This is a genomic window from Nitrosomonas sp. PY1 (genome assembly GCF_022836435.1).
Classification (GTDB): Bacteria; Pseudomonadota; Gammaproteobacteria; order Burkholderiales; family Nitrosomonadaceae; genus Nitrosomonas.
This window is the reverse complement of the sequence record NZ_BQXC01000001.1, coordinates 1,383,142-1,409,200: the sequence shown is the minus strand read 5'-3', so window position 1 is coordinate 1,409,200 and position 26,059 is coordinate 1,383,142. Positions and strand designations below refer to the sequence as shown.

22 protein-coding genes are annotated in these 26,059 nt (G+C 42.0%); 9 read left to right on the top strand and 13 right to left on the bottom strand.

The annotated features are described in order from the left end of the window. Nucleotides 1-4 precede the first annotated feature (4 nt). From ureE to W03_RS06595, 6 genes are all read right to left on the bottom strand, one after another. Entirely contained in the window at nucleotides 5-577 is a 573-nt protein-coding gene (gene ureE / locus W03_RS06620) for an urease accessory protein UreE (protein ID WP_244072224.1), read from the bottom strand. A 165-nt stretch (nucleotides 578-742) separates the two neighbouring features. Next, nucleotides 743-2,449 carry an urease subunit alpha gene (ureC, locus tag W03_RS06615; RefSeq protein WP_244072223.1) on the bottom strand — a complete coding sequence of 569 codons (1,707 nt, stop codon included), beginning with the start codon at nucleotides 2,447-2,449 and terminating at the stop codon, nucleotides 743-745. 33 nt (nucleotides 2,450-2,482) lie between these two features. Beyond that, the gene (locus W03_RS06610; RefSeq protein WP_244072222.1) at nucleotides 2,483-2,803 is read right to left on the bottom strand and encodes an urease subunit beta; all 321 of its coding nucleotides are present in this window, start codon (nucleotides 2,801-2,803) and stop codon (nucleotides 2,483-2,485) included. 21 nt (nucleotides 2,804-2,824) lie between these two features. Next, the gene (locus W03_RS06605; RefSeq protein WP_244072221.1) at nucleotides 2,825-3,127 is read right to left on the bottom strand and encodes an urease subunit gamma; all 303 of its coding nucleotides are present in this window, start codon (nucleotides 3,125-3,127) and stop codon (nucleotides 2,825-2,827) included. Nucleotides 3,128-3,233: 106 nt separating this feature from the next. After that, nucleotides 3,234-4,175 (bottom strand): urease accessory protein UreD, encoded by a 942-nt coding sequence (locus tag W03_RS06600; RefSeq protein ID WP_244072220.1) that lies wholly within the window; start codon nucleotides 4,173-4,175, stop codon nucleotides 3,234-3,236. Nucleotides 4,176-4,212: 37 nt separating this feature from the next. Beyond that, nucleotides 4,213-5,583 (bottom strand): porin, encoded by a 1,371-nt coding sequence (locus W03_RS06595; RefSeq protein WP_244072219.1) that lies wholly within the window; start codon nucleotides 5,581-5,583, stop codon nucleotides 4,213-4,215. Nucleotides 5,584-6,018: 435 nt separating this feature from the next. On the opposite strand from W03_RS06595, the gene W03_RS06590 reads away from it, so the two are divergent. Then, the gene (locus W03_RS06590; protein ID WP_244072218.1) at nucleotides 6,019-6,363 is read left to right on the top strand and encodes an exosortase system-associated protein, TIGR04073 family; all 345 of its coding nucleotides are present in this window, start codon (nucleotides 6,019-6,021) and stop codon (nucleotides 6,361-6,363) included. A 129-nt stretch (nucleotides 6,364-6,492) separates the two neighbouring features. On the opposite strand, the gene W03_RS06585 is transcribed toward W03_RS06590, so the two are convergent. Then, nucleotides 6,493-8,991 carry an Rne/Rng family ribonuclease gene (locus tag W03_RS06585; protein ID WP_244072217.1) on the bottom strand — a complete coding sequence of 833 codons (2,499 nt, stop codon included), beginning with the start codon at nucleotides 8,989-8,991 and terminating at the stop codon, nucleotides 6,493-6,495. A 487-nt stretch (nucleotides 8,992-9,478) separates the two neighbouring features. Between W03_RS06585 and W03_RS06580 the strand changes: the two genes are divergently transcribed. After that, nucleotides 9,479-10,480, top strand: coding sequence for an RluA family pseudouridine synthase (locus W03_RS06580; protein ID WP_375792713.1), 1,002 nt, complete (start codon nucleotides 9,479-9,481; stop codon nucleotides 10,478-10,480). Here W03_RS06580 and W03_RS06575 read toward each other — a convergent pair. Then, complete coding sequence (locus tag W03_RS06575; RefSeq protein WP_244072216.1) at nucleotides 10,456-11,097, bottom strand: arylesterase; 642 nt, start codon at nucleotides 11,095-11,097, stop codon at nucleotides 10,456-10,458. The genes W03_RS06580 and W03_RS06575 overlap by 25 nt on opposite strands. Between W03_RS06575 and W03_RS06570 the strand changes: the two genes are divergently transcribed. The 4 genes from W03_RS06570 to W03_RS06555 are packed head-to-tail and all read left to right on the top strand — an operon-like array spanning nucleotide 11,096 to nucleotide 16,393. Then, nucleotides 11,096-11,779: an ABC transporter ATP-binding protein gene (locus W03_RS06570; RefSeq protein WP_244072215.1), complete on the top strand. Its 684-nt coding sequence runs from the start codon at nucleotides 11,096-11,098 to the stop codon at nucleotides 11,777-11,779. The genes W03_RS06575 and W03_RS06570 overlap by 2 nt on opposite strands. Nucleotides 11,780-11,814: 35 nt before the next feature. After that, nucleotides 11,815-14,310: an ABC transporter permease gene (locus W03_RS06565; RefSeq protein ID WP_244072214.1), complete on the top strand. Its 2,496-nt coding sequence runs from the start codon at nucleotides 11,815-11,817 to the stop codon at nucleotides 14,308-14,310. A gap of 23 nt (nucleotides 14,311-14,333) precedes the next feature. Continuing rightward, a complete protein-coding gene (gene hemW, locus W03_RS06560; protein WP_244072213.1) occupies nucleotides 14,334-15,548 on the top strand; it encodes a radical SAM family heme chaperone HemW in 1,215 nt (404 codons plus the stop codon). 38 nt (nucleotides 15,549-15,586) lie between these two features. Beyond that, complete coding sequence (locus W03_RS06555; RefSeq protein ID WP_244072212.1) at nucleotides 15,587-16,393, top strand: formate/nitrite transporter family protein; 807 nt, start codon at nucleotides 15,587-15,589, stop codon at nucleotides 16,391-16,393. 96 nt (nucleotides 16,394-16,489) lie between these two features. Here the strand turns inward: W03_RS06555 and W03_RS06550 are convergent, their stop codons facing one another. Then, complete coding sequence (locus W03_RS06550) at nucleotides 16,490-18,577, bottom strand: hypothetical protein (protein WP_244072211.1); 2,088 nt, start codon at nucleotides 18,575-18,577, stop codon at nucleotides 16,490-16,492. Between the two features lie 10 nt (nucleotides 18,578-18,587). Further along, on the bottom strand, nucleotides 18,588-19,754 hold the full coding sequence (locus W03_RS06545; protein WP_244072210.1) for an SEFIR domain-containing protein: 1,167 nt from the start codon (nucleotides 19,752-19,754) through the stop codon (nucleotides 18,588-18,590). A gap of 336 nt (nucleotides 19,755-20,090) precedes the next feature. Here W03_RS06545 and W03_RS06540 point away from each other — a divergent pair, with 336 nt between their 5' ends. Then, nucleotides 20,091-21,866 (top strand): SLC13 family permease, encoded by a 1,776-nt coding sequence (locus W03_RS06540; RefSeq protein WP_244072209.1) that lies wholly within the window; start codon nucleotides 20,091-20,093, stop codon nucleotides 21,864-21,866. A 256-nt stretch (nucleotides 21,867-22,122) separates the two neighbouring features. On the opposite strand, the gene W03_RS06535 is transcribed toward W03_RS06540, so the two are convergent. From W03_RS06535 to W03_RS06525, 3 genes are read right to left on the bottom strand one after another with little or no spacing between them, the layout of a single operon-like run. Further along, nucleotides 22,123-22,545, bottom strand: a complete 423-nt coding sequence (locus W03_RS06535) for a biopolymer transporter ExbD (RefSeq protein WP_244072208.1) — start codon at nucleotides 22,543-22,545, stop codon at nucleotides 22,123-22,125. 2 nt (nucleotides 22,546-22,547) lie between these two features. Continuing rightward, the gene (locus tag W03_RS06530) at nucleotides 22,548-23,342 is read right to left on the bottom strand and encodes a MotA/TolQ/ExbB proton channel family protein (RefSeq protein WP_244072207.1); all 795 of its coding nucleotides are present in this window, start codon (nucleotides 23,340-23,342) and stop codon (nucleotides 22,548-22,550) included. Between the two features lie 5 nt (nucleotides 23,343-23,347). Then, on the bottom strand, nucleotides 23,348-24,076 hold the full coding sequence (locus W03_RS06525; RefSeq protein WP_244072206.1) for an energy transducer TonB: 729 nt from the start codon (nucleotides 24,074-24,076) through the stop codon (nucleotides 23,348-23,350). A 305-nt stretch (nucleotides 24,077-24,381) separates the two neighbouring features. On the opposite strand from W03_RS06525, the gene W03_RS06520 reads away from it, so the two are divergent. Both W03_RS06520 and W03_RS06515 read left to right on the top strand, forming a co-directional pair. After that, on the top strand, nucleotides 24,382-24,807 hold the full coding sequence (locus tag W03_RS06520) for an RDD family protein (RefSeq protein ID WP_244072205.1): 426 nt from the start codon (nucleotides 24,382-24,384) through the stop codon (nucleotides 24,805-24,807). Nucleotides 24,808-24,971: 164 nt separating this feature from the next. Next, the gene (locus W03_RS06515; protein WP_244072204.1) at nucleotides 24,972-25,916 is read left to right on the top strand and encodes a diguanylate cyclase; all 945 of its coding nucleotides are present in this window, start codon (nucleotides 24,972-24,974) and stop codon (nucleotides 25,914-25,916) included. The last annotated feature ends 143 nt before the right edge of the window (nucleotides 25,917-26,059 follow it).

Here is a 26,059-nt window from a genome sequence, read left to right as displayed (position 1 = left end):
GATTCTAATCCTTTTTCGATTGTGAATCAGATGGTCGATGTATTTTTTGTCTAATGGGAATCGGTGCGAGAGGACCATGCGCATGATAATGCCCATCGTGATGATGGTGCTCGTCGTGGTGACTATGCTCGTGGCTATGGTGATGACCACCTGCTGCTCCACTATAGGCTCCAGATTCAGGCTCAAATTGCGCGCTTTCATCAACGACTGTTGCGCCTAGTCCTTCCAGCATTTGTTTTAATACAGAATCGCAATGGATGCGTAGAAAGCCTTCACCTACTTGAGTCTGTGTGTGTCGATTGCCTAAATGAAAAGCGCAACGTAATAAATCATAGGGTGTTTTACATGTAATTTTATAAGTTGGCTCATGTGCGGCGACTATACGGATCACACGGCCATCATCGCTCTTAAGTAAATCGTTATTACGTAAAACAGTACCGCGCGTGGTTAAAATTGCGACTTCTTCACCCGAGGCGAGAGTGGCTCTGAGCCGGCTGTTTTCACGCATTTCATAAGGAAGTACAAGATCAGAGGAAATCGATTCTGCATGATCTATTTTTGAGTTTAGGGTAAGCATTGGGTTATCTTTTTAGTTATATCTATTTTTATATAGAAGAACAGCGAACATTGTGATGTCGCGATACAACAAATATCTTTGATAAAGCATTTGGAAAGATAGAATATCCTTGCTTCTCATTAATCAGTTACATGAAAAGCAAGGAGCATTCACAGTGCTACATTATTAAAATAAGAAATAACGTTGTGTTATTGGTAACACATATGCAGGACCACAAGCTAATAGCTGTCCATCTGCACGTACTTCGTAAGTTTCTGGATCGACTTCCATTTTAGGAGTCAAGCCATTATGAATCATATCTTTCTTGCGAAGGTTACGTGTATTTTTTACTTCAATAAGTGTTTTATCCAATTTCAACTGGTCAACTAAACCTGCAGCTAATGAGGCTTTTGAAGCAAATGTAAAGCAGGATGTTTTGATACCGCCACCGTAACCGCCAAACATATAACGATAATGGACAGGTTGTGGTGTTGGAATCGAAGCATTAGGGTCACCCATTAGTGCTGCGGCGATCATACCACCTTTTAAAATCATGGATGGCTTAGCACCAAAGAAGGCCGGTCTCCAGAGGACTAAATCAGCATATTTACCAACTTCTACAGAACCGATTGCGTGAGCAATTCCATGTGTAATGGCTGGGTTGATCGTATATTTAGCGACATAGCGTTTTACACGGAAGTTATCATTACGTGCAGTATCTTCTGCTAAAGACCCGCGTTGGATTTTCATTTTATGAGCAGTTTGCCATGTTCGCAATACCACTTCACCAATACGTCCCATTGCTTGAGAATCTGACGACATCATTGAAATAGCGCCCATATCATGCAGAATATCCTCTGCTGCAATTGTTTCCTTGCGGATACGCGATTCAGCAAAAGCTAAGTCTTCAGCAATGTTGGCATGTAAGTGATGACATACCATCAACATATCCAAATGTTCATCAAGCGTATTGAAAGTATAAGGACGTGTTGGATTGGTTGAAGACGGCAATACATTGTCTTGTCCAACTACTGCAATAATGTCTGGTGCATGACCACCACCTGCACCTTCGGTGTGGAAAGTATGAATAGTTCTATCTTTAAACGCTTTGACGGTATTTTCTAAATAACCACCTTCATTAATTGTATCGGTATGAATGGCAACTTGCACGTCAAGTTTATCCGCTACCGATAAACAATTATCGATGGCAGCATAAGTGGTTCCCCAATCCTCGTGTAGTTTCAAGCCGCAAGCACCTGCGAGAACTTGTTCTTCATTCGGTGTTGGTAAGCTCACATTACCTTTACCAAAGAAACCTGTGTTCATGATTATACCGTCAGAAGCTCTGAGCATTGAATGGATATGCCACGGCCCTGGTGTACAGGTAGTTGCAGCTGTTCCAACTGCAGGGCCCGTTCCACCGCCTAGCATGGTAGTAATACCGTTCATCATCGCATCTTCAGCTTGCTGCGGTGAAATAAAGTGAATATGCGTATCCACACCACCTGCAGTTACAATTGAGTTTTCACCTGCGATAATTTCAGTCGCAGCACCAATTGCCATTGTGACATTAGGTTGAATATCCGGATTTCCGGCTTTACCAATGGCAGCAATTTTGCCATCTTTAATGCCGATATCCGCTTTAACAATGCCCCAATGATCAAGAATAACTGCATTGGTTATCACCGTATCCATGACATCATTATGATTACGTTGTGATTGTCCCATACCATCACGAATAACTTTACCGCCACCAAACTTTACTTCTTCACCATAGGTTGTAAAGTCTTTCTCGATTTCAATAAATAACTCTGTATCCGCCAAACGAATCCGATCGCCTGTTGTGGGACCCATCATTTCTACATATACATGACGGGGGATTTTTACGCTCATGTTATTGCTCCTATAAAATTGTTTGTTATAAGTTTATTTAAGCTTGCCCATCACTTTTTGATTAAAGCCATACACTGTGCGATCACCAGACAATTCCACCAATTCAACGGTTCTTTCTTGTCCTGGCTCAAAGCGAACAGCGGTACCAGCCATAATATTCAGACGCATGCCGTAGGCGGCTTCTCTATCAAACTTCATTGCTTCATTAACTTCATAAAAATGGAAATGCGAACCAATTTGTATAGGGCGGTCTCCGGTGTTTGCCGCAGTTATTGTTTTTGTTTTCCTTCCTACATTGAGTTCAATGTCACCGGGTTCTGGGAAGATTTGACCTGGAATTAAAGGTATTCTCATTATTCTCTCCACTTTTGATTATTAAATGATTGGATTGTGAACGGTTACCAATTTGGTTCCATCAGGAAATGTGGCTTCGATTTGAATGTCTGGAATCATTTCCGGAACGCCTTCCATTACATCATCACGAGATAAAACTTTTTGACCGGCTGACATTAATTCTGACACTGTGCGACCATCTCTGGCGCCTTCTAGAACAGCAAAGGTAATCAGTGCAACAGCTTCTGGATGATTAAGACGTAAGCCGCGCGCTTTACGTCTTTCGGCAAGCATGGCTACAGTAAAAATTTGTAATTTATCTTTTTCTCTTGGTGTTAAGTCCATAGTCTTTCTCCTAGGTTCTCCTGAGTTAAATAACAATTTAATTTATTATATTATTTGATGCTTGAGATAATTGGATATCCCTCCTCTATGAGCTAAAATTGATTTATCATGTATTCCACATGCGTGGAGTGATTCCGATACGGCCAAAGAATTCCTGACGAAATAAATTCCAGCAGCAAAGCATGACTTGACGAGCTACTTCACTGGAAGGACCCAAATAGCGTACAACTAATACTGATTTGAGTTGAGATATACCGACTTGACCTCTGTTATTGATAATGCTGATGCACTCTTGTCGTGCTTGATCAATAACGGCGGCAGGAATCAATTTTCCTGATAATAATAGGGTAGCACATACTGTGTGTTTACCAAGCGCCAACGATCTATTTTGCGCAGAGTCTTCACCGTTTAAACTGATTTGTTCAAGCCAGATTGTTTTACCATTCCGTTTAATGCTTGTACGTTGTTTAATCTTCCCGTTATTAAAAATTTCTCCTGATGCAGTTCGGCCGAAGCACAGTATTTCACAACCTAGATAAATCGAATCGTCCTGAAGCGATACCTGGTGGTCAATTGCAACACTAGTATTGTTGAAGAAAATAGTTTCTTGCGGTAACCATTCAAGCATGCCGCCTGTATCAACGTCAATTTTGATGGCCTGCCGAGCTGTTCTACCATTGGATTTATACCATTTGGCAGCCCCTGGCGTTGTAATTTGAGCCTTTGCCGATGGACCTATCTTTGCAGACAGTTCAAGTTCATCGCCACTGACCACACCTCCCGGGGGGTGGATAACCACCACGTGACAAATCTCATTTCCTTCTGGATAGAGCGGTTTTTGTACTAATAAAGGACCAAATCGATCTTTTTCAACTAATCGCGTTGTTCCATCAATTTCTGAGAATTTTAGTGAAAGTTTGGCTTGTAATGGGGTGTACTCAGAACCTGATTCCGTATCAATCAACTGATTTGGATCTGAGTACCCCGAAGCGCTTACTTTTTCCCGCTGTTGTTCGAATATTTCTTTTTTATATGCGGATATTGGCATTTTAAGTTTGTATTAGTATCTATTCAATACCAGAGCGCTAGATCTGTAGTTGAAAAGAAAGTTTATAAACATCAAGCGCTGGGCCACCTACCGCAAAAGGGGAATAATTTAACCCTCTTGTTATAAGATCGCCATGTTGATAGTATGCAGAAATACGTGCATTAAAGCCATCGATAATGTAGTTCAAGCCAGCTTCAATTTCCTCTCGATTTCTATCATTACTGCTATTGGGTTGAATGCTGGTATAGCGCCCATAAGGTTGGAAATTTCCGATGCCGACTTTCATCGGAAACATATACAGACCGGTTACCGTCCATGATTTACCATCAAACATACAAAAGCAATCACGATCATTAAACGCTGCAACGTCGTAATTCGCATAAAATTGCTTATATTCTGAGTTAACAGTCGCTACACCCATATTGTTAGGCAATACTTTTTCAAACAAGAGATCTCCTGTAAAACCTAGAAAGTCGCTTCGATGAGCAGAAGAGCCGGCGCCGTTTTTTTGATAAGACATACCAAATGCAAGCGCCAAAATATCGCCTGCCTTACCATAATAGGTCTGCGCTGTATAGTATCCAGGATTTTTTTCAGGGTTTAAGAAATTATAGGTAAAACGCGCTGCCATTAGAACATTATCATTTGGATTCGGGCCAAAGGTATTAGTCGAACGTAGTCCTTGAAAAATTCCCATTGCATAGCCAAAAGTTCCAGGGACAATTTTAGGTTCTGCACTGCCCCAGAAGGTTGCACCATCATCGCGACCATATCTTCCAGCTCCATTGTTATGGCTAAAACTGGTACTAAAATCCTGTGAGAAGAAAGGTGTTCTAAAGGGATCATGTGTCGATTGAAAAAAGGGACCGCTCAATTCTCCCCGTTCGGTTGGAGCAAGCATACGGCCACCCCAAACATTTAGGTAGCGGTTGTATTCAAATTTTACAATGGCATCCAAAATGTTATATGACATTCTTGGATTGTCGCCTGATTTCGTGTTATTACACCAAAAACATTCAGTATTGACTTCAAATTTCAGGTAAGGACCGAATTGCCCATTTAAATAAATACGGGCATTATCATTGCTATATCGACCTTCACTAAGGTTGCCTGTGCCGATGTTTTCTGTCCAAGCAACAGTCCCGCGATAGCCAGCTCCAATCCGAATCCATTTAGTATCATCGGTTTTAAGAATCAGCTTGTCGGAAATGGGCTTCATGGAAACATCCATGGCACTGACATTTATTGCGCATAAAACAAAAAAACTCATAAAAATAATGACCTTTATGAGTTTCTGCTGAAGTTTCTTTATGACCTCCTTGTTATATTCATCGTAAAATGGGTTTCGGGAAGGAGAAAGTGGAATCGCATTGTTTTCCAAGCCTTTTTGATTGCGAGCGATTTTCATTAAGATAGTCCTGTTTAAAAAAATGAACGACCAAATAGACCTATGAATATGCATTTATGCTTACAAAAAGCATTTTATGATATTTTCTTAAGTCAACTAAAAAGTTAATATTTTTTTCGTACTTTGTATGAATTGAAACTGATAACGTTGTTTATATCAGGGTCATTTCGGTCGACATCATGCATGTGATTAATTGCAATGTAAATAGGTACGAGTTATAAATCGTTGCTTTTATGGGAAAGCTGTTTTTTTTTGCAACAAAATGGAGATGTCAAAGTTTAAATACCAATTTTTATATAAATGGAATTGAGGCTTTGGTTGTAAACCGTTAAAATTTTTCTAGGAGTCAGGCTATCTTCTCTACTAAATATAGGGAAGATTATTTAATTTAGATTAATCGTGTCGATCCTATTCATTTTTATGAGGAATATGCGTATGCATGCAGTTATTAAATTTTCTCTGGTTAGTATTGTCGTTTTGTTGTTCTCATCCAATACATTTGCATCCGACAGTTATTTTGGTAACGCTTCAGAGAAATTGGTTACAGGTTTTACCAATGCTTTAACAGGGTGGGTAGAATTACCAAAGAATATTGCTTTGACTTCGCGAAACGAAGGACCTATTTATGGCGCTACTATTGGTTTGGCGATGGGGGTTATGCATACGGTAGGGCGTAGCTTGGTTGGTGTGTTAGATGTGGCAACTTTTTTTATTCCCACGAAACCATCCGTAACGCCACATTTCATATGGCAAGATTTTTCACGCGAGACAACTTACTAACTGTTAAGTTGTACAGCCTTAAGAATTTGCTCTTTATATTATTAGCAGATTCTTAAGGAACATGCTTAAGTAACATGCGAAGATGTTTTATAGCCTTTTACTCAGCTACTAACTCGGACTATAAAAATATTAATCTCTTGTTTCTACTTGCATAAGTGGACCAATCTCGGTAGTTTCTACATTTCTAGCTCTTCTTCTTGTTCTTTTGGGCGTTGCGGTTCCTTCATAAATGGTTTCTTGGATTTTCTCGGATGGCGTTTCAACCATAACCAGTCCGCTTTTCTCGATGCCTAATTGTAATTCCTTGCTAACGTCAAATGTACTTGATGTGTCTTCTGGCGGTGCTTCAGTTAATGGCTGAGCGTTGCTCGAGAAATTTTCTTTTCTTTCATGTGTCGTATTAATGTATGAATCATTGTTGCTTGCAGTGTTCAGGTTACTTACGTATTCGGCAAGCGTACCAGATGCTTTTTCTTCAAGAGATTCTTGATTTAAGGAGTTATTCACGAAATCAGAAGTATTCGACAAGTTCTCAGAAACAATAATCACATTTTCATTGTCTGATGAGTTTCGCGCCCGATTGGACATGTTGCGAGTTTTGCCGCCACGAAATCGACGTGAACGTCTTCTGTTATCCGATTTTGGAGAGGCATCGTCCAGATGTTCTTTTTCAATTAATACGGAGCTATCATCGGATTTTGAATCGGTCTCGTGAAAAAACTCAATCGTGCTCTCATTAGATTCAAATTTCATTTCTTTCTGGACAATTGCTTCCTCATTGATATTCAAATCAGTTACGGCATTTAGTGGTTTTTTTTGCCTAGATTGCTTTGTTTGATTGGTGTCTCCTTTGTTTCTCCCACGGCGAGACCTTCTTGGTTTCTCAGATGATTTTGCCCTTTCTGCGGTGGATTGATTAATCTCTTCGTCTGCTTTGCTATTTACAGGTTTAAACCAACCAAAGAATTTATCAATGAGCGAAGATTCTTTTAGTTTTTCTTCACGAATGGGCGCTGGTTGAGTTGGGGTAACGCCTTGAACGGCTGCTTGCGGTCTTGTGGGTTGGGCTTTTTTGTCAAATGTTGTTTGATAAACGCTTTCCTCGCTGTTTTTCTCAACCATTTTATAGCTTGGGGTTGGTATTTCACTAGATTTGATGTCTTCGTGACGTAAGCGTGTTATGGTGTAATTCGGGGTTTCGATATAGATATTAGGAATTAGTACGATACTAATTTTTTGCTTGACCTCGATATCGTATATTTCAGAGCGCTTTTCATTCAATAAATATGTTGCAACATCGACAGGTAATTGGATATGGAGCGTATTGGTATTTTCTTTCAGGGCTTCTTCTTGAAGGATACGTAGTATATGCAGAGCAGACGAATCTGTTCCACGTATGAAACCTGTGCCGTTACAACGAATACACGATAGATAGTTGCCTTCGCTCAAGGAAGGTCTTAGGCGCTGACGAGATAACTCCAATAAACCAAAGCGGGAAATTTTTCCAACTTGAATGCGGGCACGATCTTGCCTAAGTGCTTCGTGTAGTTTGGCTTCAACGTCGCGTTGATTGCGTTGAACATCCATATCGATAAAATCAATTACGATTAGTCCACCTAAGTCTCGCAACCTCAGTTGACGTGCAATTTCTTCCGCTGCTTCTAGGTTGGTATTTAAAGCAGTATGTTCAATATCCAATCCCCGAATGGCACGGGCGGAGTTGACATCTACAGATACCAACGCCTCGGTGTGATCAATAACAATAGAGCCGCCGGAGGGTAGAGAAACTTGTCTTGAATAGGCCGTTTCAATTTGATGTTCGATTTGGAAACGCGAAAAAAGAGGAATGTCATCTTGATAATATTTTAGTCGATCCACATTCGCAGGCATGACATGCGACATGAATTGACTGGCTTGTTCGTAAATTTCTCGACTATCGATTAAAATTTCGCCGATCTCGTGATTGAAATAATCGCGAATCGCTCTGATAACTAGGCTACTTTCCTGGTAGATAAGAAAAACACCGTCTTGATTATTTGCTGCGGATTCGATCGCAGACCAGAGTTGTGTTAAATAATTTAGATCCCATTGTAGTTCTTCTACACTCCGGCCAATACCCGCAGTTCTGGCAATAATGCTCATCCCATCGGGTACTTGTAACTGCGCCAAAACCTCACGTAGGTCATTGCGTTCTTCGCCGGTTATCCGACGAGATACGCCACCGCTATTCGGGTTATTGGGAATTAAAACTAAATATCGTCCTGCAAGGGAAATATAAGTGGTAAGGGCGGCTCCTTTATTGCCTCGCTCATCCTTGTCCACTTGAACAATAATCTCTTGTCCTTCGTACAGAAGATCTTGAATACGGGAATTACTTAAGTCTACGCCATCTTCAAAGCAAGATTGGGAAATTTCTTTGAAGGGCAGAAAGCCATGACGCTCGCAACCGTAATCAACAAAAACAGCTTCAAGGCCGGGCTCTACACGTGTGATCGCAGCTTTGTAGATATTGCTTTTTCTTTGTTCTTTGCCAATAGATTCAATATCTAAGTCAATAAGTGTTTGACCGTTTACGATAGCAACCCGTAGCTCTTCTGGCTGTGTCGCATTAAATAACATTCGTTTCATTTACAACAAACCTTGAATATCTTAATTGTTAGTATGTCGGTACTTGGAAGCACCAGATTGTTTCATTTTTTCTATGCAGTTGTAATAACGAAGATATTGTAATAACTTTCTATAAAAGAATCTGTCAATTATATGTTTTTCTTGAAAAATTATCCATTTCCTACCGAAATCCGCTGCAGACAGAAGAGGTATAAATAGTGATTGCGTGCCACTTAATTTGTTATTGTATAAGAACAATATTTCTCATTTCTTTGAGTCTGGCTGAATTTTCTTAGCCTAGAAGATTATAAGTCAAATTTCAAAAAAGAACCTTTCCAATTCAAGCAGTCTCTGTAAATATTTTAATTGACTGTATCAATTACATCATAAAATACGATGATAATATAATTGTACTACTATCCCTAACGTAACAAAATTAAACAATTGCATAAATCCTTAGGAATTATATCCAAGGATCTACAAAAATAAAGCAAATATTAAATAAACTATGAATAGCCAACAAAAAAAAAGTTCTATTCATATGGTACAAAAAATTCAAATCGCTAACGAAGAATACGATCAACGAATCGATAATTTTTTATTTAAACGGTTTAAGAATGTACCCAAAAGCCATATATATCAATTGATGAGAAGCGGGCAGGTGCGCGTAGACGGAAAAAGAATTCGCGCGGATTATCGTTTACAATTTGGCGATATTCTAAGAATTCCACCGATTCGTTTGTCTGAAAAAGATTGCGCGCCAGCAACTCTTGCTCCTGAGAAATTTTTCACCTTTCGTGTGCTTTTTGAGGATGAGGCGTTATTAGTGATTGATAAACCAGGAGGAATTGCCGTCCATGGTGGGAGTGGTGTCAGTTTTGGCGTAATTGAGCAATTACGTGCACAAAATCCCTCTTGGAAGTTTCTTGAACTGGTACATCGACTTGATCGAGAAACCTCAGGTTTATTGATGTTGGCTAAAAAACGTCATGCGCTAGTAGAGTTGCATCGGCAGATCCGCGACGGGCTTACGCGCAAGCACTACCTGACTATGGTTTGTGGAAATTGGCTTAATTCGGTGCAACATATTAAGTTGTCATTGCATAAGTACACAACCGCTTATGGTGAGCGACGCGTGGCCGTGGTTAAAGAGCGAAACAACAACGAGATGATTAAATCGATGCCAGCTCATACCATCTTTAGATTGAAGAAAAACTGGAATAACTTTAGTTTGCTGGATGCTGAATTGAAAACCGGCCGTACACACCAAATTCGCGTTCATCTTGCATACCATGGATTTCCTATTGTAGGTGATGATAAATACGGAAACTTCGAAATCAATAAACAGCTTACTCGATCCGATTATGCATTGCACTTGTCACGTATGTTCTTGCATGCTCACACCTTGCAGTTTACTCATCCCGTTTCTAATCAGCCCATGGAATTACATGCGCCACTCGCCAAGGATTTACAAGGATTCGTTAATCAATTGGACGCCGAACTTGAATGATTTTTTAACATCGGTTCCAGCCCTTGCCAAATGGTTTCAAGAATCTTAGGTTGTGCTATTTCATTGGGGTGCAAGCGATCTGCCAGGAAAAAATCAGGACTCCCAGCGAATCCTTCGAATAAAAAAGGTATTAATTGAATTTGGTAGTCTTTTGCTAAACGTATAAAAGTTTCTTTGAATTTTTGTGTGTAGCTCATGCCATAATTGGGGGGAAGTTGCATCCCTACGAGTAAAATACGGGTGTTATTTTTCTGTGATTTTTGAATCATAGCTGCTAAGTTTTCGTACAGAGTTTGGATAGATGTTCCACGCAAACCGTCATTTGCGCCGAGTTCAATAATGATAATGCCAGGATTGTGAGCGGCAAGTGCTTGGTCAATCCGGTTAAGCCCTCCAAGCGTGGTTTCGCCGCTGATACTGGCATTAACAACCTGGTAATGGGTATACTGGTCTTTTAGGCGCTGCGCCAATAATGACACCCAACCTGTTTCGATCGGTATGCCAAAACTTGCAGAAAGACTGTCACCGTAAACTAAAATCGTTGTAGGTGTTGCTTTCGCAATCGGTATCGTAAAAACAATCAGTAATAATAAAAGAATTAAGGCATTTTTTTTCATGATTAATAAGGGCGATCGAGAATCTATTCTTTCGGTGTGTGCATTGACCAAGCAAGTTGGTACGGGTGATACGCACCTTACCATACTACAAGATATCCACTTACAAATAAATTCTGGAGAAACAGTAGCCATTATCGGTGCATCCGGTTCTGGAAAATCGACGTTGTTGGCATTATTGGCGGGTTTGGATCTTCCAACCTCAGGAAAAGTTTATTTGGATCAAGTAGATATTTTTTTATTAAATGAAGATCAACGCGCAGCTTTAAGAAGCAAAGTGCTAGGGTTTGTTTTTCAATCGTTTCAATTGTTACCTGCGCTAACTGCTTTAGAGAATGTCATGTTGCCATTAGAGTTAGCGAATGCTGACCGGGCATCTGAAAAGGCACGTCAATTACTGGCACGTGTTGGGCTTGCGCAACGTTTGCATCATTATCCCAAACAGTTGTCAGGTGGAGAGCAACAACGTGTTGCAATTGCTCGTGCTTTTGTTTCCACGCCAAAATTGTTATTAGCGGATGAACCGACAGGTAATTTGGATGCAGAAACGGGTGAGCAAATTATAGATTTGATGTTTGAACTTAACCGTGAACAAGGTACTACGCTAGTTTTGGTAACACATGATGAAATCCTGTCACGGCGCTGTTCACGTCAAATTCGCTTGTCTCATGGCAAAATAATTTAGCAATCATGAAATCCATTTATAAACTTTCTTTCAGTATGTTATACAGAGATTGGCGGGCGGGCGAGTTGAATGTCTTGATCGTTGCACTGATGATTGCGATCAGCGGAATGACCACTGTGGAGTTTTTTATCGACCGAGTAAAAAACGCCCTGGCTCGTGAAAGTAATCAATTATTGGGCGCCGATTTGCTCATTATTTCCAGCGAACCGATTCCGGATATTTTTCAAAAAGAAGCGGAAAGCCTGGGATTAAAGACCGCTGAGATTATTAAATTTCCCAGCATGATTTCTAATGGGGAACACAGTCTATTAACTGAAATACGTGCCGTGACTGCAGGATATCCGCTGCGAGGCAGTGTACAGTTACACTCCGATACGTCGATTGATTTATCTTCGATAGCAGCGCAATCAATATGGCAGGCCGCAAGCGGTATTCCGCAATCAGGCACGATTTGGGCAGATGAAAAAGTGTCGCGCCAGCTTGTGTTGAAAAAAGGCGACAGTATTGATGTTGGGGCAATTCAGTTGCAAGTGAGTGAATTTATCGCGCGCGAGCCAGATCATTCGGTAGGTTTTATCAGCATGGGTTCACGTATCCTGATGAATGCTGACGATCTTGAGAAAACCGAGTTAATTCAACTTGGCAGTCGTGTTTCCTATAACCTTCAGGTTGCAGGAGATGAAGAAATGGTGCAGCGTTTTCGTCATTGGGCTCAAATGCGTTTGAATAAAGCGCAACGTATTGAAGGTATTCGTGATGCGCGACCAGAAATCAAGGAAGCATTGGAACGATCGGAAAAATTTTTAAACCTGGCTGCGTTGGCGGGGGTTGTCATGGCGGCTGCAGCAATTGCTCTAGCGGTACGTCAATTTACACAACGGCACTTGGATGGATGCGCGATTATGCGCAGTTTAGGAGCAAGCCAAAATCAATTGTTGGTTTTGTATGTTGTTTATTTTCTGAACCTTGGTTTAATGACCAGTGGTATCGGGTGCTTGATTGGATTTGCTACGCAGGAAATCTTATCGATTTGGTTAACAGGGCTCACTGAAACGGTTTTGCCGTTGCCGAGTGTTTGGCCAGTGATTCATGGTTTTGCAATTGGATTGGTATTATTGTTGGGGTTTGCGTTACCACCGGTACTGAATTTGCGAAGTGTTTCAACCATGCGAGTGTTACGCAGGGACATCGGGCTATCCAATAAGCATGGGTTAATTGGCTATCTATTGGGTTTGTCGGTATTGGCAGCGCTTTTTATCTGGAAAGCGCAGAATTTAAGTATGGGCCTATATATTGTCACGGGTTTCATTTTGGCCATATTGCTATTTGGTGGCTTTGGTTGGTTGTTAATCAAATTACTTGCAAGTTTTAGACAGCATACAAACAACACCTGGCGGTATGGTTTGGCAAGTATTCACCGTCGCTCAATATCGAGTATCTTGCAGGTTGTGGCATTGGGTTTGGGACTAATGGCCTTATTTGTGATGACATTGATTCAAGATGACTTGATTGAAGATTGGCATACCAGCTTGCCGCCTGATGCACCCAATTATTTTCTGGTTAATATACAAGCAGATCAATTGGATTCCTTAAAAAAATTTTTTCGACAGCAGGGTAATGAGTATCCAGAGTTTTTTCCGATGGTAAGAGGGCGGTTGATCAAGATTAACGGCAAAATGATTGCTCCGGAGGATTTTGCTCATGACTTACATGCAGAAAGGCATATACGGCGCGAATTTAACTTATCATGGACGAGTCAGCTCAACTCGGATAATCAAGTGACTCAGGGTATCTGGTGGGGAGGTTCTGCGCAACCCAAACCCGAGTTATCGATTGAGCAAGGGATTGCTAAAACCATTGGCATTAAACTTGGTGATGAATTAACGTACGACATTGCAGGCAGTCACTTTTCTGCGCCAGTAACGAGTATCCGGAAAGTCAACTGGGATAGCTTTCGTGTCAATTTCTTTGTCGTTACGCCACCTGGCCTGCTAGAACAGTATCCGCTCAGTTATATCACCAGCTTTTATGTTCCGACCGCAGAATCGAATAGCATGCATGAGTTGGTGCGTGCTTTTCCGAATATTCTCGTGGTCGATATGGCGACAGTGATCAATCAAGTACAAGGAATGATCGAGAAAGTATCGCAAGCGGTTCGTTTTGTTTTCATATTCACCGTACTGGCAGGGTTTTCGGTGTTATATGCCGCCATCACGGCTACGCAGGATGAACGCATTTATGAAGCGGCCATTTTTCGTACGTTAGGTGCTCATCGGCGACAACTGCAAAGCGCCTGGGCGGTAGAATTTGTATTGCTGGGTGGGCTAGCAGGATTATTGGCAGCCGCAGGGGCGAGTATACTGGGTTATGTCATCGCTGAACATATCTTGCACTTTGAATATCGCTTTAATCCTTGGATTGGGTTGATTGCAACGCCGTTAGGCGCTTTCATCGTGTTAGTGGCTGGCATGCTCGGAACGCGCGCCGCATTATCGACGCCACCCATGTCCACATTACGCAAGCTGGCGTAGCTTATTATTCAAGCAAAATTGTAATGAGTACGATTCCTAAATTACTGGCATTACCGCCATTGAGTTTGTACATTCATATTCCGTGGTGTCTGAAAAAATGCCCTTATTGCGACTTCAATTCGCATGCGGTTCATTCCGTCGGCGATGAGCAATCGTTGCTGGAGGAGAGCTATGTCGCAGCATTGATGCGCGACCTAGAAATGGCATTATCAGATGTATGGGGTAGGCGGATCAACAGCGTATTTTTTGGTGGTGGCACGCCGAGCTTGTTCAGCGCATCTTCGATTGATCGAATCTTAACGGCAGTGCGCACTTTGATGCCACTGGAGCATTTTGCCGAAGTTACGCTGGAAGCTAATCCCGGGACTTTTGAAGCACAAAAATTTGCAGATTATCGATTGGCCGGAATTAACCGATTATCCATCGGTATTCAAAGTTTTAATCCCGATCGGTTGAAAGCAATCGGTCGTGTGCACGACGATCAGGAAGCATTGCGTGCCGTGGAAATTGCTCAAGATAACTTCGATACGATTAATCTGGACTTGATGTATGCTTTACCTGGGCAAACATTCGCCGAAGCGCAACGTGATATCGATACGGCCTGTGCATTCGGTGTTTCGCATCTTTCCGCCTATCATCTGACATTGGAATCGAATACGCTGTTTCATCGTTATCCACCATCCTTGCCTGATGATGAACAAACCGCTGCGATGCAGGACAGCATCGAACTAACCTTGCGGCAGAAAGGCTATAGTCACTATGAAACTTCGGCGTTCGCCCAACCGGGAAAAGAATCGCGGCATAATTTGAATTACTGGTTGTTCGGTGACTATCTTGGTATCGGTGCGGGTGCGCACAGTAAAATCAGCTTTGCCGATAAAATTATTCGACAAATGCGTTACAAACAACCCAAGGAATATCTGGCGCGCGGTCGCGATGGAGCATCGTTCACTCAAACGCAACAGGTACTTTCAAATGCTGATCGCAGCTTTGAATTCATGATGAATGCTCTGCGGCTTCATAATGGATTTGAGACGAAGTTGTTTCAGGAACGTACCGGATTGTCACTGAATGTCATTCAATCGCAATTACAAGAAGCCGAACAGCGTGGCTTAATCGTAAGTAATGCTTTTCATATCAAACCCACTATTTTAGGCAAGCGTTTCCTGAATGATTTGCTGCAAATTTTTCTGCCGGAAGCCGATGCGCTTGCATCACAAACCAACTATATACAGTAAAATTGCCGATTTGATTTGAATGGAAGGAGCGCGCGGGCGTGAGTTACGTAAAACCACATGACGTTGTTGAAAGCATGCTACAGGCAGGTGCTAAGAAAGCTGCCTTACCAGTCAAGCACTTATTGATTCGCGGTTTTCTGGCGGGCGCTTTTTTGGGATATGCCACTACGTTGGCCATACTGGCAACAACACAAACCGGGTGGGGGATCGTGGGTGCAGTGGTGTTTCCAATTGGTTTAGTCATGATCGTACTGCTTGGATTGGAATTGGCAACCAGTAATTTTGCGTTGATACCGATTGCTGTCAAAGATCATAGAATTTCATATCAATCGTTATTGAAGAATTGGTTTTGGGTTTTGCTGGGGAATTTTTTGGGCAGTGTAACGTATGCTTATTTGTATTGTATCGTGGCGACCAAAATGGGTACGGTCGACCCGGAAACGCTACCAGCGTTGCAACGCACGATCATGATCGCGGAGGCTAAGACGCTCGAATACGCAAAATTGGGTTGGGATGGAACGGTAACCGCTTTTACCAGTGCGATCTTGTGTAATTGGATGGTGACGCTGGGCGCTGTGATGGCTTTCACGTCGACAGCCACGATTGGAAAAATTGTCGCGATGTGGTTGCCCATCATGACATTCTTTGGTTTGGGCTATGAGCATGCGATTGTGAATATGTTCGTCATTCCTGCGGGGATTTTACTGGGTGCTCCCATCTCTTGGTGGGATTGGTGGTTGTGGAACGGTATTCCGGTGATCGCAGGCAATTTGTTCGGTGGTATGTTGTTCACCGGTTTTATGCTGTACTGGACTCATGCGCTGCAATCAAATCCTGAATCGTGAATACTAAACTGGATTGCTAAAAACCACATGAAGAATGGATCGTAATCTTTACAATACTTTGATCTGGGGCTTATCGATGACGTGCAAATGGTTATTCTAACCATCGGGTTTGTCGGTACGGCTTTTTAAAGTTTCTAAATCCTGAAGAGATTTTTGTAGGTCTTGCTGCATGTAATTTTTTAAAGCTTCCAAAGCCTGAAGAGATTCTTGTAGGTCTTGCTGCCACTGAATATTTGTGGCGTCGAGTTGTATTAAGCGTTGCATGATTGCTAAACTTGTTTCCCGATGCGTCCGTGCTTCGGTTAAATTTTTATGTGCTTGTAGGATGCTGCCTATACAGTTATGCGAAACCGACAGTTCCCGCTGCCAATCGCTATTATCAGGATCGCGCTCGCATAGTCGGCGCATGATAGCCATATGAGCTTGATATTCTTGCTGCGCGCCTTTCAGATCACCCTGTGCTTCTAGGATGTTGCCTATACAGTTATGCGAAACCGACAGTTCCCGCTGCCAATCGCTATTGTCAGGATCGCGCTCGCATAGCCGGCGCATGATAGCCATATGAGTTTGATATTCTTGCAGCGCACCTTTCAGATCGCCTTGTGCTTGTAGGATACTGCCTATACAACTATGCGAAACCGATAACTCCCTCTGCCAGTCGCTATTGTCAGGATCGTGCTCGCATAGCCGGCGCATGATAGCCATATAAGCTTGATATTCTTGCAGCGCACCTTTCAGATCGCTTTGTGCTTGTAGGATTTTGCCTATACAGCTATGCGAAACCGACAGATCCCGCTGCCAATCGCTATTGTCAGGATCGTGCTCGCATAGCTTGCGAATGATAGCCATATAAGCTTGATATGCTTGCAGCGCGCCTCCTAGGTCGCCTTGTGCTTTTAGGATACTGCCTATACAGTTATGCGAAACCGACAGCTCGCGCTGCCAATCGCTATTGTCAGGATCGCGCTCGCATAGTCGGCGCATGATAGTCATATAAGCTTGATACGCTTGCAGTGCACCTTTCAGATCGCCTTGTGCTTGTAGGATACTGCCTATGTAGTTATGCGAAACCGACAGATCCCGTTGCCAATCGCTATTGTTAGGGTCGCGTTTGCATAGTCGATGCATGATGTTCAAATCAGTCTGATATTCTTGTTGCGCGCCTTTCAGATCGCCTTGAGCTTGTAGGATACTACCTATACAGTTATGCGAAACCGACAGCTCGCGCTGCCAATCGCTATTGTCAGGATCGCGCTCGCATAATCGGCGCATGATAGCCATATAAGCTTGATACGATTGCTGTGCGCCTTTCAGATCGCCTTGAGCTTGTAGGATTCTGCCTATACAGTTATGCGAAACCGACAGGTCTCGCTGCCAATCGCTATTGTCAGGATCGCGCTCGCATAGCTGATGCATGATGTTCAATCCAGCTTGATATGCTTGCAGTGCCCCTTTCAGATCGCCTTGAGCTTGCAGGGTGCGGCCCAGCCATTGATGAGCGTCGGCTTCGCCATATTTATCTCCGGCTTTCACGAATAAAGCCATGGCTTGACGGGTTTGGGCTATGACTTGTTTGAGCGGTATGCGGCCGGTACGAATCCAACCTCGGGTGATCAGTGCTCTGCCAAGGTTTACACCGTCCAGTAAGTTTTTCTGTAACAATTCTTGCAATACCAGCGCCAAAGTTTGTTGCGCATCGTATTCTCCGGTACGGTGCCAATCATGATAGAGAGCGAGCAATTGTTTGGCTGCGCTAGGATCGCCAATGCATAATACATGGTAAATGTGTTCAATGCGATGAAATGCTTCCAAGCCGGTAAAGTAATCCGCACCACGTTTAGAGAGCGCCTTAAATTGTTCCGAATCGGTATTGAATAGTGAGCTACGCAGTGCCAACCGAGTCGTCTCGTGTACATTCCAAGCTTGACGTGCAGCATAGCTCTCGACCATGGGCAATTGTTTCAATCGATCTAACCAATACGACGCGGTATCGGTGTCGGTATGCAACAGGTGGGCGAGTATTTCTATATCGAACCAATGCGGGATCGAAGCGGCCTGCAAGATTTCAAACAAATCGGGATGAATTCGAGCACAGGCGATTTGGGCCGTTGCTACTGTCAGTGCTTGCGGATCTGGATCATTTTGTGCTTGCTGGAGTTGATTGAGGGTTTGTTGTATATCCATGGTTTGCCTATTAACACTCTTTTTTACCGGAGAATGACCGCAACACAGCACTGGTTTGACCGGGGTCGCCTTGATACACGTGAATCAACATTTCGAGGTGGTCCGTGGTGATTTGCGTATTATGCAAAACTCGATCCACATATTCGCGCCAATATTGGATATCGCGAATGGGTTGTAACCGATGCAATTCCGCCCGATCGTTCCACGGATATCTGACTTGGTCTGGTACTGCTTGGCCGGAAATTAGCACCAGTAATCCAGGGCATTGCGTGATGCGGCGCAAAAATTGACCTTCCAGCCATTCTGCGATATCCGGTGCAATGTGTTGATAAGTATCGAATCCGATTAATAAAGGTGTTTTTAAGTTTTCCAAATCTTTCAATAGAGCAAGTTTTCGTGCTGATCCGTTGGCGCTGTGAAATGACGGTAAGACACTTGAATCGACATCGAGTGCTAATAAATCCAGCAATTCGTTTAGATTGGGACAACCTTTCAAGTCGAGTAATACCGAACATAAATTAATCGATTGTGCTAGCTTGAATAATTCGCGAAGCAGTATGGTCTTGCCGGTATTGCTGGCGCCTTGGATCAACAGGATACGGTATGGTGATTTTTGCTCGACCATGCTTTGAAATGCTTTAAATGTCTCTTTGCGATCGGCTAGCGCCCACTGGTATTCAGTGGGTATGATGGGCCAGGTCAAGTTGATATCGGATTGATTAGAAGCAGCAGCGCCTTTTAGGCGAAGCCAAGCCAAAATTTCAGTATAGTTCCTATGAACATCGAAGGCTGGCAATCCCGCCAAGAAAGTCGGAATACTGTTACGATGATCATCGTCGAAGATCAGAATGCGATAGAAATTGATTTGTGAAGCGGCATTGTAAAGCCGTCGATAAAGTACCTTGAGTTCGTGGATTGCGCCGAGGCGCATGCCGGGAATTTGGTCGCCGTCCCAGCATTTGCGATATTCCGGTGTAAATACGGATAGGACGATCTCGGTTTTTTCGGCTTGCATTTCCGACCACTTATCCCAGCCTTCATCAGGACCACCAAAGCGATCCCAATCCCGATCCAGTATAATATCGACACCATCACTTTTTAAACGATCCGCCAGCGCATAAACTCGTTGTTGATGTGCCGCATTATCGTGACTATAACTGATGAATACTTTTGTCATAACGGTATTACAGTTTCCTTCTGTACGCACCCAATCGTGCCGCCTGAGGATATTACCAGGATTCGACCTGCGCGTCTCTTTTGAAGACCTGAAAAGGTCATGCGCTCACTAAGTCAAGTGATATGAAAAATCGATTTATTTCGGTTCATGGACTGAATTGATGATTATTGAATTGATTTTTTGTAAGAAGCATTTAAGTATGTCAAATACATAATAAATTGCTCTGTTATCGTATGATGTCAAAATCGCACCGCACGTTACTATTAAATATAACGAATTATTAATTTCAATTGAATTATCGAAGTATATATTGCAGAATTTTTCAGGAGTATGGTTATGGAATGGCAGGGCTGGTTTGTATTAGGATTGTGTGTCTCGGTATTGGCTTCATTGATATTTACTCGGGTAGGTCCTCATCTGATTATGGCCGGTGCATTGACGATTTTAAGCACGACTGGAATTTTGAAGGCCAATGATGCGTTAAGTGGTTTTAGTAATTCTGGGCTTATTACCGTTGTCGGCATGTTTGTTGTGGCTGCGGGTATGCATGCATCAGGTGCGATTGATTTATTAGTGAATTTGTTGCTGGGTAGACCTAGAACTCCTCGTGCCGCACTGAACCGTATGTTTTGGCCGGTTGCTTTTCTCAGTAGTTTTCTGAATAACACGCCGGTTGTGGCAACCATGATTCCGGCCATATATAGTTGGAGTCGGAAGATTGGTGTTTCGCCTTCTAAACTGATGATTCCGCTTAGCTATACGGCAATACTGGGTGGTACAGTTACCTTAATTGGTACTAGCACCAATTTGATCGTCAATGGGCAGTACCAAGCACTTACAGGAGAAGTCGGTTTTTCTTTGTTTTCAATTACTGCAGTAGGACTGCCGGTAGCTATCGCAGGTTTTGTACTCATGTGGTTAACTTTCCCAAAGTTATTACCAGATCATAGCCAAGATCATACTTTTGCTAATTTACGTGAATTTACCTTGGAAGTATCCGTTGCACCAAGTGGACCTTTAGTCGGAAAAACTATTGAACAAGCTGGATTGCGGCATTTGCGACGAATTTACTTGGTAGAGATCGATCGTAATGGTATGCCGATCACGGTTGTTTCACCGGAGGAAGTGCTACAAGGAGGAGATCGGCTCGTGTTTGCCGGGGATACGGAAGCTATTTCAGATTTGCTGCGGATTAACGGAATTGTGCCTTCTACCGAAGAAGAACAAACCGAGACCTTTAATTTACGGCATGCTGAAAGGCGCTTGGTGGAAGTTGTTGTTTCGCCACATTGTTCAGCGCTCGGTTTTGCGATTCGAGAGGCGAAATTTCGTGCTCAATATGGCGCAGCAGTACTGGCGGTTGCCCGGAACGGTGAGCGCATCAAAGGAAATCTCGGCAGCATTATCTTGGAAGCCGGCGATACGTTATTACTTGAAGCCAGACCCGCTTTCATTAGCCGCCAAAAATATAACAAAGATTTTTTAGTGATTAGTGATTTGCGAACAGAATCACCAAGACATGAAAAGGCTTATATCGCCTGGGTTATTTTGGTGAGCATTATTACGTTGGCAAGCTTCGAGATCATTAGCATGCTAAATGCTTCACTGATTGGCTCAGGTTTGATGATCTTGACCGGATGTTGTTCTGCGAATCAAGCAGAAAGGAGCTTGGATTTGAAAGTGATCATTACCATTGCCTGTTCTTTTGCTTTAGGAGTGGCACTTGAAAAAACCGGTGTGGCGAAGTATTTGGCGGAGAATATTGTCGATTTGAGTGGAGGCAGACCCTGGTTATTGTTGATTCTAACCTATATAGCCATTTCGATATTGACCGAAGTCATTACTAACAATGCAGCGGCTTTGTTGATGTTACCGATCGTACTGGAAATTACGGGAAAGGCAGATTTAAACAATGTGCCTTTCGTTTTGGCGATCATGATGGCTGCTTCTGCGAGTTTTGCTACGCCGCTTGGTTATCAAACCAATATGATGGTGTACGGTCCCGGGCGTTATCATTTTATCGATTTCCTGAAAGCCGGCATACCGATGAATATTCTGACAGCAATTATTACGATTACGGTGTTATTGATTGGCTGGCCACTTGAAAAATGATAGGTTACTTCAGGATCATGCGTGTGGATGGATTAGGTAATTTTTTTCCTAAAACACGTTGCCAAAGTGTTTTGTCGTGCGCATTATTTCGTAGGGATCGTCAGTGTGTTTTAACGGAAATCTCGGGGGTAAGCCCCGAGCTGATTCTTAGTTAATTTTCATTCCAAACGGAGAAAGACTAATCCTGAAGAAGATTATGAGTTCGATTAAGTAAGCCCTATTTCTTCTATGAAATGAGTTTGGTGTTTCGTGGGGTTTATTCTTCGGAAGGGTCCATAATAAACCCAATTTTTGCTACCCCTGCTTTAGCCGCAGTACTCATTACACGAGCAACATGTTGATAGGGAGACAGCTTGTCTGCGCGAATATGCAGTTCGATTTCCGGTGCTTCAGCTACTGTCGAGGTAAAGCGTGATGTTAATTCATTGAACTCTACCGGCTGACCGTTCCAGAATAGACTGCCATCTGCTTGAATGGCTAATTCTATATTTTCGATTTGTGTAATATTAGGTACGTTGTCAGCTTTCGGTAAATCGATTTTGACAGAATGCGTCAATAATGGCGCAGTAATAATGAAAATGATCAATAACACCAACATGACGTCAACCAACGGGACAACATTGATTTCGGACATAGGTACTTGGCCGCCACTATTTTGTATGTCGCCACCAAAAGCCATCGCTATAACCTCTCATTTGTAGAAATTGCTTGAGCATTTGCTGCACCATTATAGGGTGTTAATGGTGAATCGGTATGCTCTGCAGAATGTTTCATTTGACCCGCTGTTGATGTGGATGCTTTATCTGCATTGACAGTAATTAGGGTAAAAAGATCATGTGCGAATGCTTCCAAACGTGCCAGCCATATTCGATTCCTGCGCACGAAGGCGTTATATGCAAGCACAGCTGGAATAGCTACAGCCAAACCTAATGCGGTCATGATTAAGGCCTCTCCAACTGGTCCAGCTACTTTGTCTAACGTGCCTTGACCAGAAAGGCCAATTTGGATTAAAGCATGATAAATGCCCCAGACCGTTCCAAACAAGCCAATATAAGGGGCGGCTGAGCCGGCTGAAGCGATCAAAGTCAATCCACTTTCAACCCGCATGGCTTCTTGATCGATACCATTACGCAATGTGCGAGTAATCAACTCGCTGAGACCGCCTGCTGCCGCAAGCTTGTGAGAATGATAGTTTTCCGAGTCATTTGCAGCATTAATACCCAATTTGGCCAACTCGGCAAATGCATTATCAGGTTCGTGATCTTTGAAATCTATTTTTGCCGCTCGAAGTGAATCGAGGCTCCAAAAGCGAGCAAGAAAAGATTCGGCACGACGTTTTGCAACAAAGTTTGCGATGCCTTTTGTAATAATTAAATACCAGCTTGCCACAGAAAGTGAAACAAGTAATGCTAAAACAACCATGCCTACTTCATCGATCTGCGCAAGAAAACTTGCGAATCCAAGACCATGTTCCATATCTATTAGTTTCCTTGCAAAACAAAATTAAAAGGTTGCAGTGCAACTGCTCGAACCGGCTGGCCATCGCGTAGCGATGGATTGCAATGCCAGCTCTTTACCGCAGTTAATGCAGCGTTATCAAGGCGCTCATACCCACTACTATTAATTACTTTCGCATTATCAACATAACCCTTTTCATCGAGCTCCACACGCAAAACTAATTTTCCCTCTTCGCTCATGCGTCTGGAAATCGCTGGATAAACAGGCGCTGCTTGCTGTGGACAAGAAACCGACAATTCTGACGATAGCGTTATTGGTGCCACCGGCATTTGCGTGGGTTGAGCAGAAGCTACCGTGGTGGGTTCTGACTCGGTAGTATTTTTGTTGAGAAAATCGGAAGTGTGTTTTTGTGGCAATTCAACCTTTTTTTGTTCAGGCTTCGTTGCTGTCTTAGTAGTCATTTGTTGCTCTTTAACTTTTACCGGGGGAGGTGGTTTTTTGACCGGCTCAATTTTAACTGGTTGAGGTTTTAGGTTGACAGGATTAGGTGCTTGCTCACGAATAGGTACTGCTGGCGTAATCAATTGCGCAAATAATGTCACCATTTTCTCTGGAGGAGGGATTAATTTCTGATTCCAAAAAAAATATAATAATCCAGCGTGAATGGCCAAAACAAACAATAAGCCCGGCAAGGATATAATACTGCGCTGAGAAATTTGATACTTATTCTGAGACAATAAAAGTGTTTGCATACTTAAAAACAAAAACTGCTTTGACTTGTGATCTGTTTGATGGCGATAGTCGATTGATCTTCGATATAATGGATTAAAAGTACTTTGATAAGCATGAATATTAACCGAAACGATAATAATTATCAATCTGTAAGTGTGGTCAATTCATACTTTATTGTTTGTTGGTTATGCGAGATATAATCTTAATGTCGACTACGAATTGGATTGTATCTATGAATTTTATTTTGTTGCTGGGTTATGCAAATAGTCGCTTGATGATACGTAATGATCACTAACCAAACAAGAAATGGCCTGAAATAATAGCTATGCAAGAAACAATAACATCTCACGTAACTCCTAAGTTATGGCAACGTATTTTGTGCCTGATTTATGACTTTCTATTACTGTTAGCTATTATTTTTATAGCCAGTTTCATTTTTGTGCCTTTATTTTCCAAAATGAATAGTGAGTATTTTAAGCCTCTTTATCAATTTTATTTACTAACCATCATGGGATTGTATTTCATTTGGTTTTGGACGCATGGAGGACAAACACTTGCTATGCAGACATGGAAATTACGTTTGGTTGGTGCGAATGGGGAAGGCGTTACTAAGAAGCAAGCTATAACACGTTATCTCTTGGCTTTGTTTGTCTATCCTTTTTTCTGCATTGGAATTATTTGGATATTTTTTGATCGTGATCGGCAATTTTTACATGATCGGATTGCGGGAACCCGGATTATTAAACTATAATCAGTATGGTCATAGGGTTTAAGAGGGTTATTTGGTAATGCACTGTTCTTAAAGTTATTTTTTATTGTCTTGATAGTTTTTTGGAATTATAAGAAGCGAAGTCGAAAACGGTTATTATTTTTAATTCAAATACTCAAGCCTTCATGAGCTTAAAATAAAATCAAATGCGCGAATATATTCATTCGGTAGCTGTTATCTTAAAATTCTTTTTCAGGGAAATTTCAATTTCTCCAAATAGTCTGATTATTTTTTTTGCCACGATATTCATTTTTATTATTGATTTGAACTTACCACTTGGAGTGGGAGTGGCTGCGGGTATACCTTATGCATTGGTCATTTTTGGCTGTTTATGGGTGAGTGGTACTTACTTTACTTACGTTGTTTCAATATTAAGCTTTGTATTCGTTGTACTAGGCTTTTATTTTTCCCCGGGGAATATAGTAGTTTCGCTAGAAGTTTCTTTTATAAATCGAATTCTTACGTTGCTGTTGATTGTATGTGCCACAATTATGGTCACTAAGATAAAGAAGACTAACGTTGATATGTCTGCTTTATTGACAAATAACTTGATTGACCCTGTTTCAGGGTTTAAAAACATGCACGCATTTAGTGTTGATCTCAACACAGAAACGTTTCGTTGCCAACGCTATCGGCGGAATTTATCGATTGCATTAATTGACATTGATTTGCGTCAATTGGCTCATAATCAAGAAATTCAGTATTCCATAGTGGAAATTATGCAAAAGATTTCAAGTAATATCCGATCTAAAATTAGAACATCGGATCTTTTTTATCAAATTGATAAACAGCTATTTGTGATACTGTTTCCCGAAACAGAATTATCCGAAGCAAAAGATGTGTGTGAAATTATTCGTAATAAAACTGCTTTCCCAACAGCCAATGGAATGAATAATAAATTTTTTGCTAGCATTGGGGTTTCCACCCTCGAAGAAAATGATAGCAGTTTAAATTTATATCAACGAGCTGAAGCCGCTTTGTCACTTTCGAAGCAAAGCGAAAAGCACCAAGTATCCACTTTGCCGGAGATTGCTAATAACAAAGACAAAAATATCGTTCCAGCGATTTTGTCTCGCTCAAGAGCTAATTAAGCGATTCGCTTCATTTTGCCAGGTCAATATTTGGATTAACTATCCAGTGAGAGAATCTTTCAAATTAAAGCGCTATTATTTGATTGCTATTTTGTAAATTTTATCAACCACTAAAATTATAGGCATTATTGATGCTTATAATT

What these genes read in the sequence shown, in the direction of transcription:
- ureE (WP_244072224.1), bottom strand. Translation starts at nt 577, where the DNA reads ATGCTTACCCTAAACTCAAAAATAGATCATGCAGAATCGATTTCCTCT.
- ureC (WP_244072223.1), bottom strand. Translation starts at nt 2,449, where the DNA reads ATGAGCGTAAAAATCCCCCGTCATGTATATGTAGAAATGATGGGTCCC.
- W03_RS06610 (WP_244072222.1), bottom strand. Translation starts at nt 2,803, where the DNA reads ATGAGAATACCTTTAATTCCAGGTCAAATCTTCCCAGAACCCGGTGAC.
- W03_RS06605 (WP_244072221.1), bottom strand. Translation starts at nt 3,127, where the DNA reads ATGGACTTAACACCAAGAGAAAAAGATAAATTACAAATTTTTACTGTA.
- W03_RS06600 (WP_244072220.1), bottom strand. Translation starts at nt 4,175, where the DNA reads ATGCCAATATCCGCATATAAAAAAGAAATATTCGAACAACAGCGGGAA.
- W03_RS06595 (WP_244072219.1), bottom strand. Translation starts at nt 5,583, where the DNA reads ATGAAAATCGCTCGCAATCAAAAAGGCTTGGAAAACAATGCGATTCCA.
- W03_RS06590 (WP_244072218.1), top strand. Translation starts at nt 6,019, where the DNA reads ATGCATGCAGTTATTAAATTTTCTCTGGTTAGTATTGTCGTTTTGTTG.
- W03_RS06585 (WP_244072217.1), bottom strand. Translation starts at nt 8,991, where the DNA reads ATGAAACGAATGTTATTTAATGCGACACAGCCAGAAGAGCTACGGGTT.
- W03_RS06580 (WP_375792713.1), top strand. Translation starts at nt 9,479, where the DNA reads ATGAATAGCCAACAAAAAAAAAGTTCTATTCATATGGTACAAAAAATT.
- W03_RS06570 (WP_244072215.1), top strand. Translation starts at nt 11,096, where the DNA reads ATGATTAATAAGGGCGATCGAGAATCTATTCTTTCGGTGTGTGCATTG.
- W03_RS06575 (WP_244072216.1), bottom strand. Translation starts at nt 11,097, where the DNA reads ATGAAAAAAAATGCCTTAATTCTTTTATTATTACTGATTGTTTTTACG.
- W03_RS06565 (WP_244072214.1), top strand. Translation starts at nt 11,815, where the DNA reads ATGTTATACAGAGATTGGCGGGCGGGCGAGTTGAATGTCTTGATCGTT.
- hemW (WP_244072213.1), top strand. Translation starts at nt 14,334, where the DNA reads ATGAGTACGATTCCTAAATTACTGGCATTACCGCCATTGAGTTTGTAC.
- W03_RS06550 (WP_244072211.1), bottom strand. Translation starts at nt 18,577, where the DNA reads ATGGATATACAACAAACCCTCAATCAACTCCAGCAAGCACAAAATGAT.
- W03_RS06545 (WP_244072210.1), bottom strand. Translation starts at nt 19,754, where the DNA reads ATGACAAAAGTATTCATCAGTTATAGTCACGATAATGCGGCACATCAA.
- W03_RS06540 (WP_244072209.1), top strand. Translation starts at nt 20,091, where the DNA reads ATGGAATGGCAGGGCTGGTTTGTATTAGGATTGTGTGTCTCGGTATTG.
- W03_RS06535 (WP_244072208.1), bottom strand. Translation starts at nt 22,545, where the DNA reads ATGGCTTTTGGTGGCGACATACAAAATAGTGGCGGCCAAGTACCTATG.
- W03_RS06530 (WP_244072207.1), bottom strand. Translation starts at nt 23,342, where the DNA reads ATGGAACATGGTCTTGGATTCGCAAGTTTTCTTGCGCAGATCGATGAA.
- W03_RS06525 (WP_244072206.1), bottom strand. Translation starts at nt 24,076, where the DNA reads ATGCAAACACTTTTATTGTCTCAGAATAAGTATCAAATTTCTCAGCGC.
- W03_RS06520 (WP_244072205.1), top strand. Translation starts at nt 24,382, where the DNA reads ATGCAAGAAACAATAACATCTCACGTAACTCCTAAGTTATGGCAACGT.
- W03_RS06515 (WP_244072204.1), top strand. Translation starts at nt 24,972, where the DNA reads ATGCGCGAATATATTCATTCGGTAGCTGTTATCTTAAAATTCTTTTTC.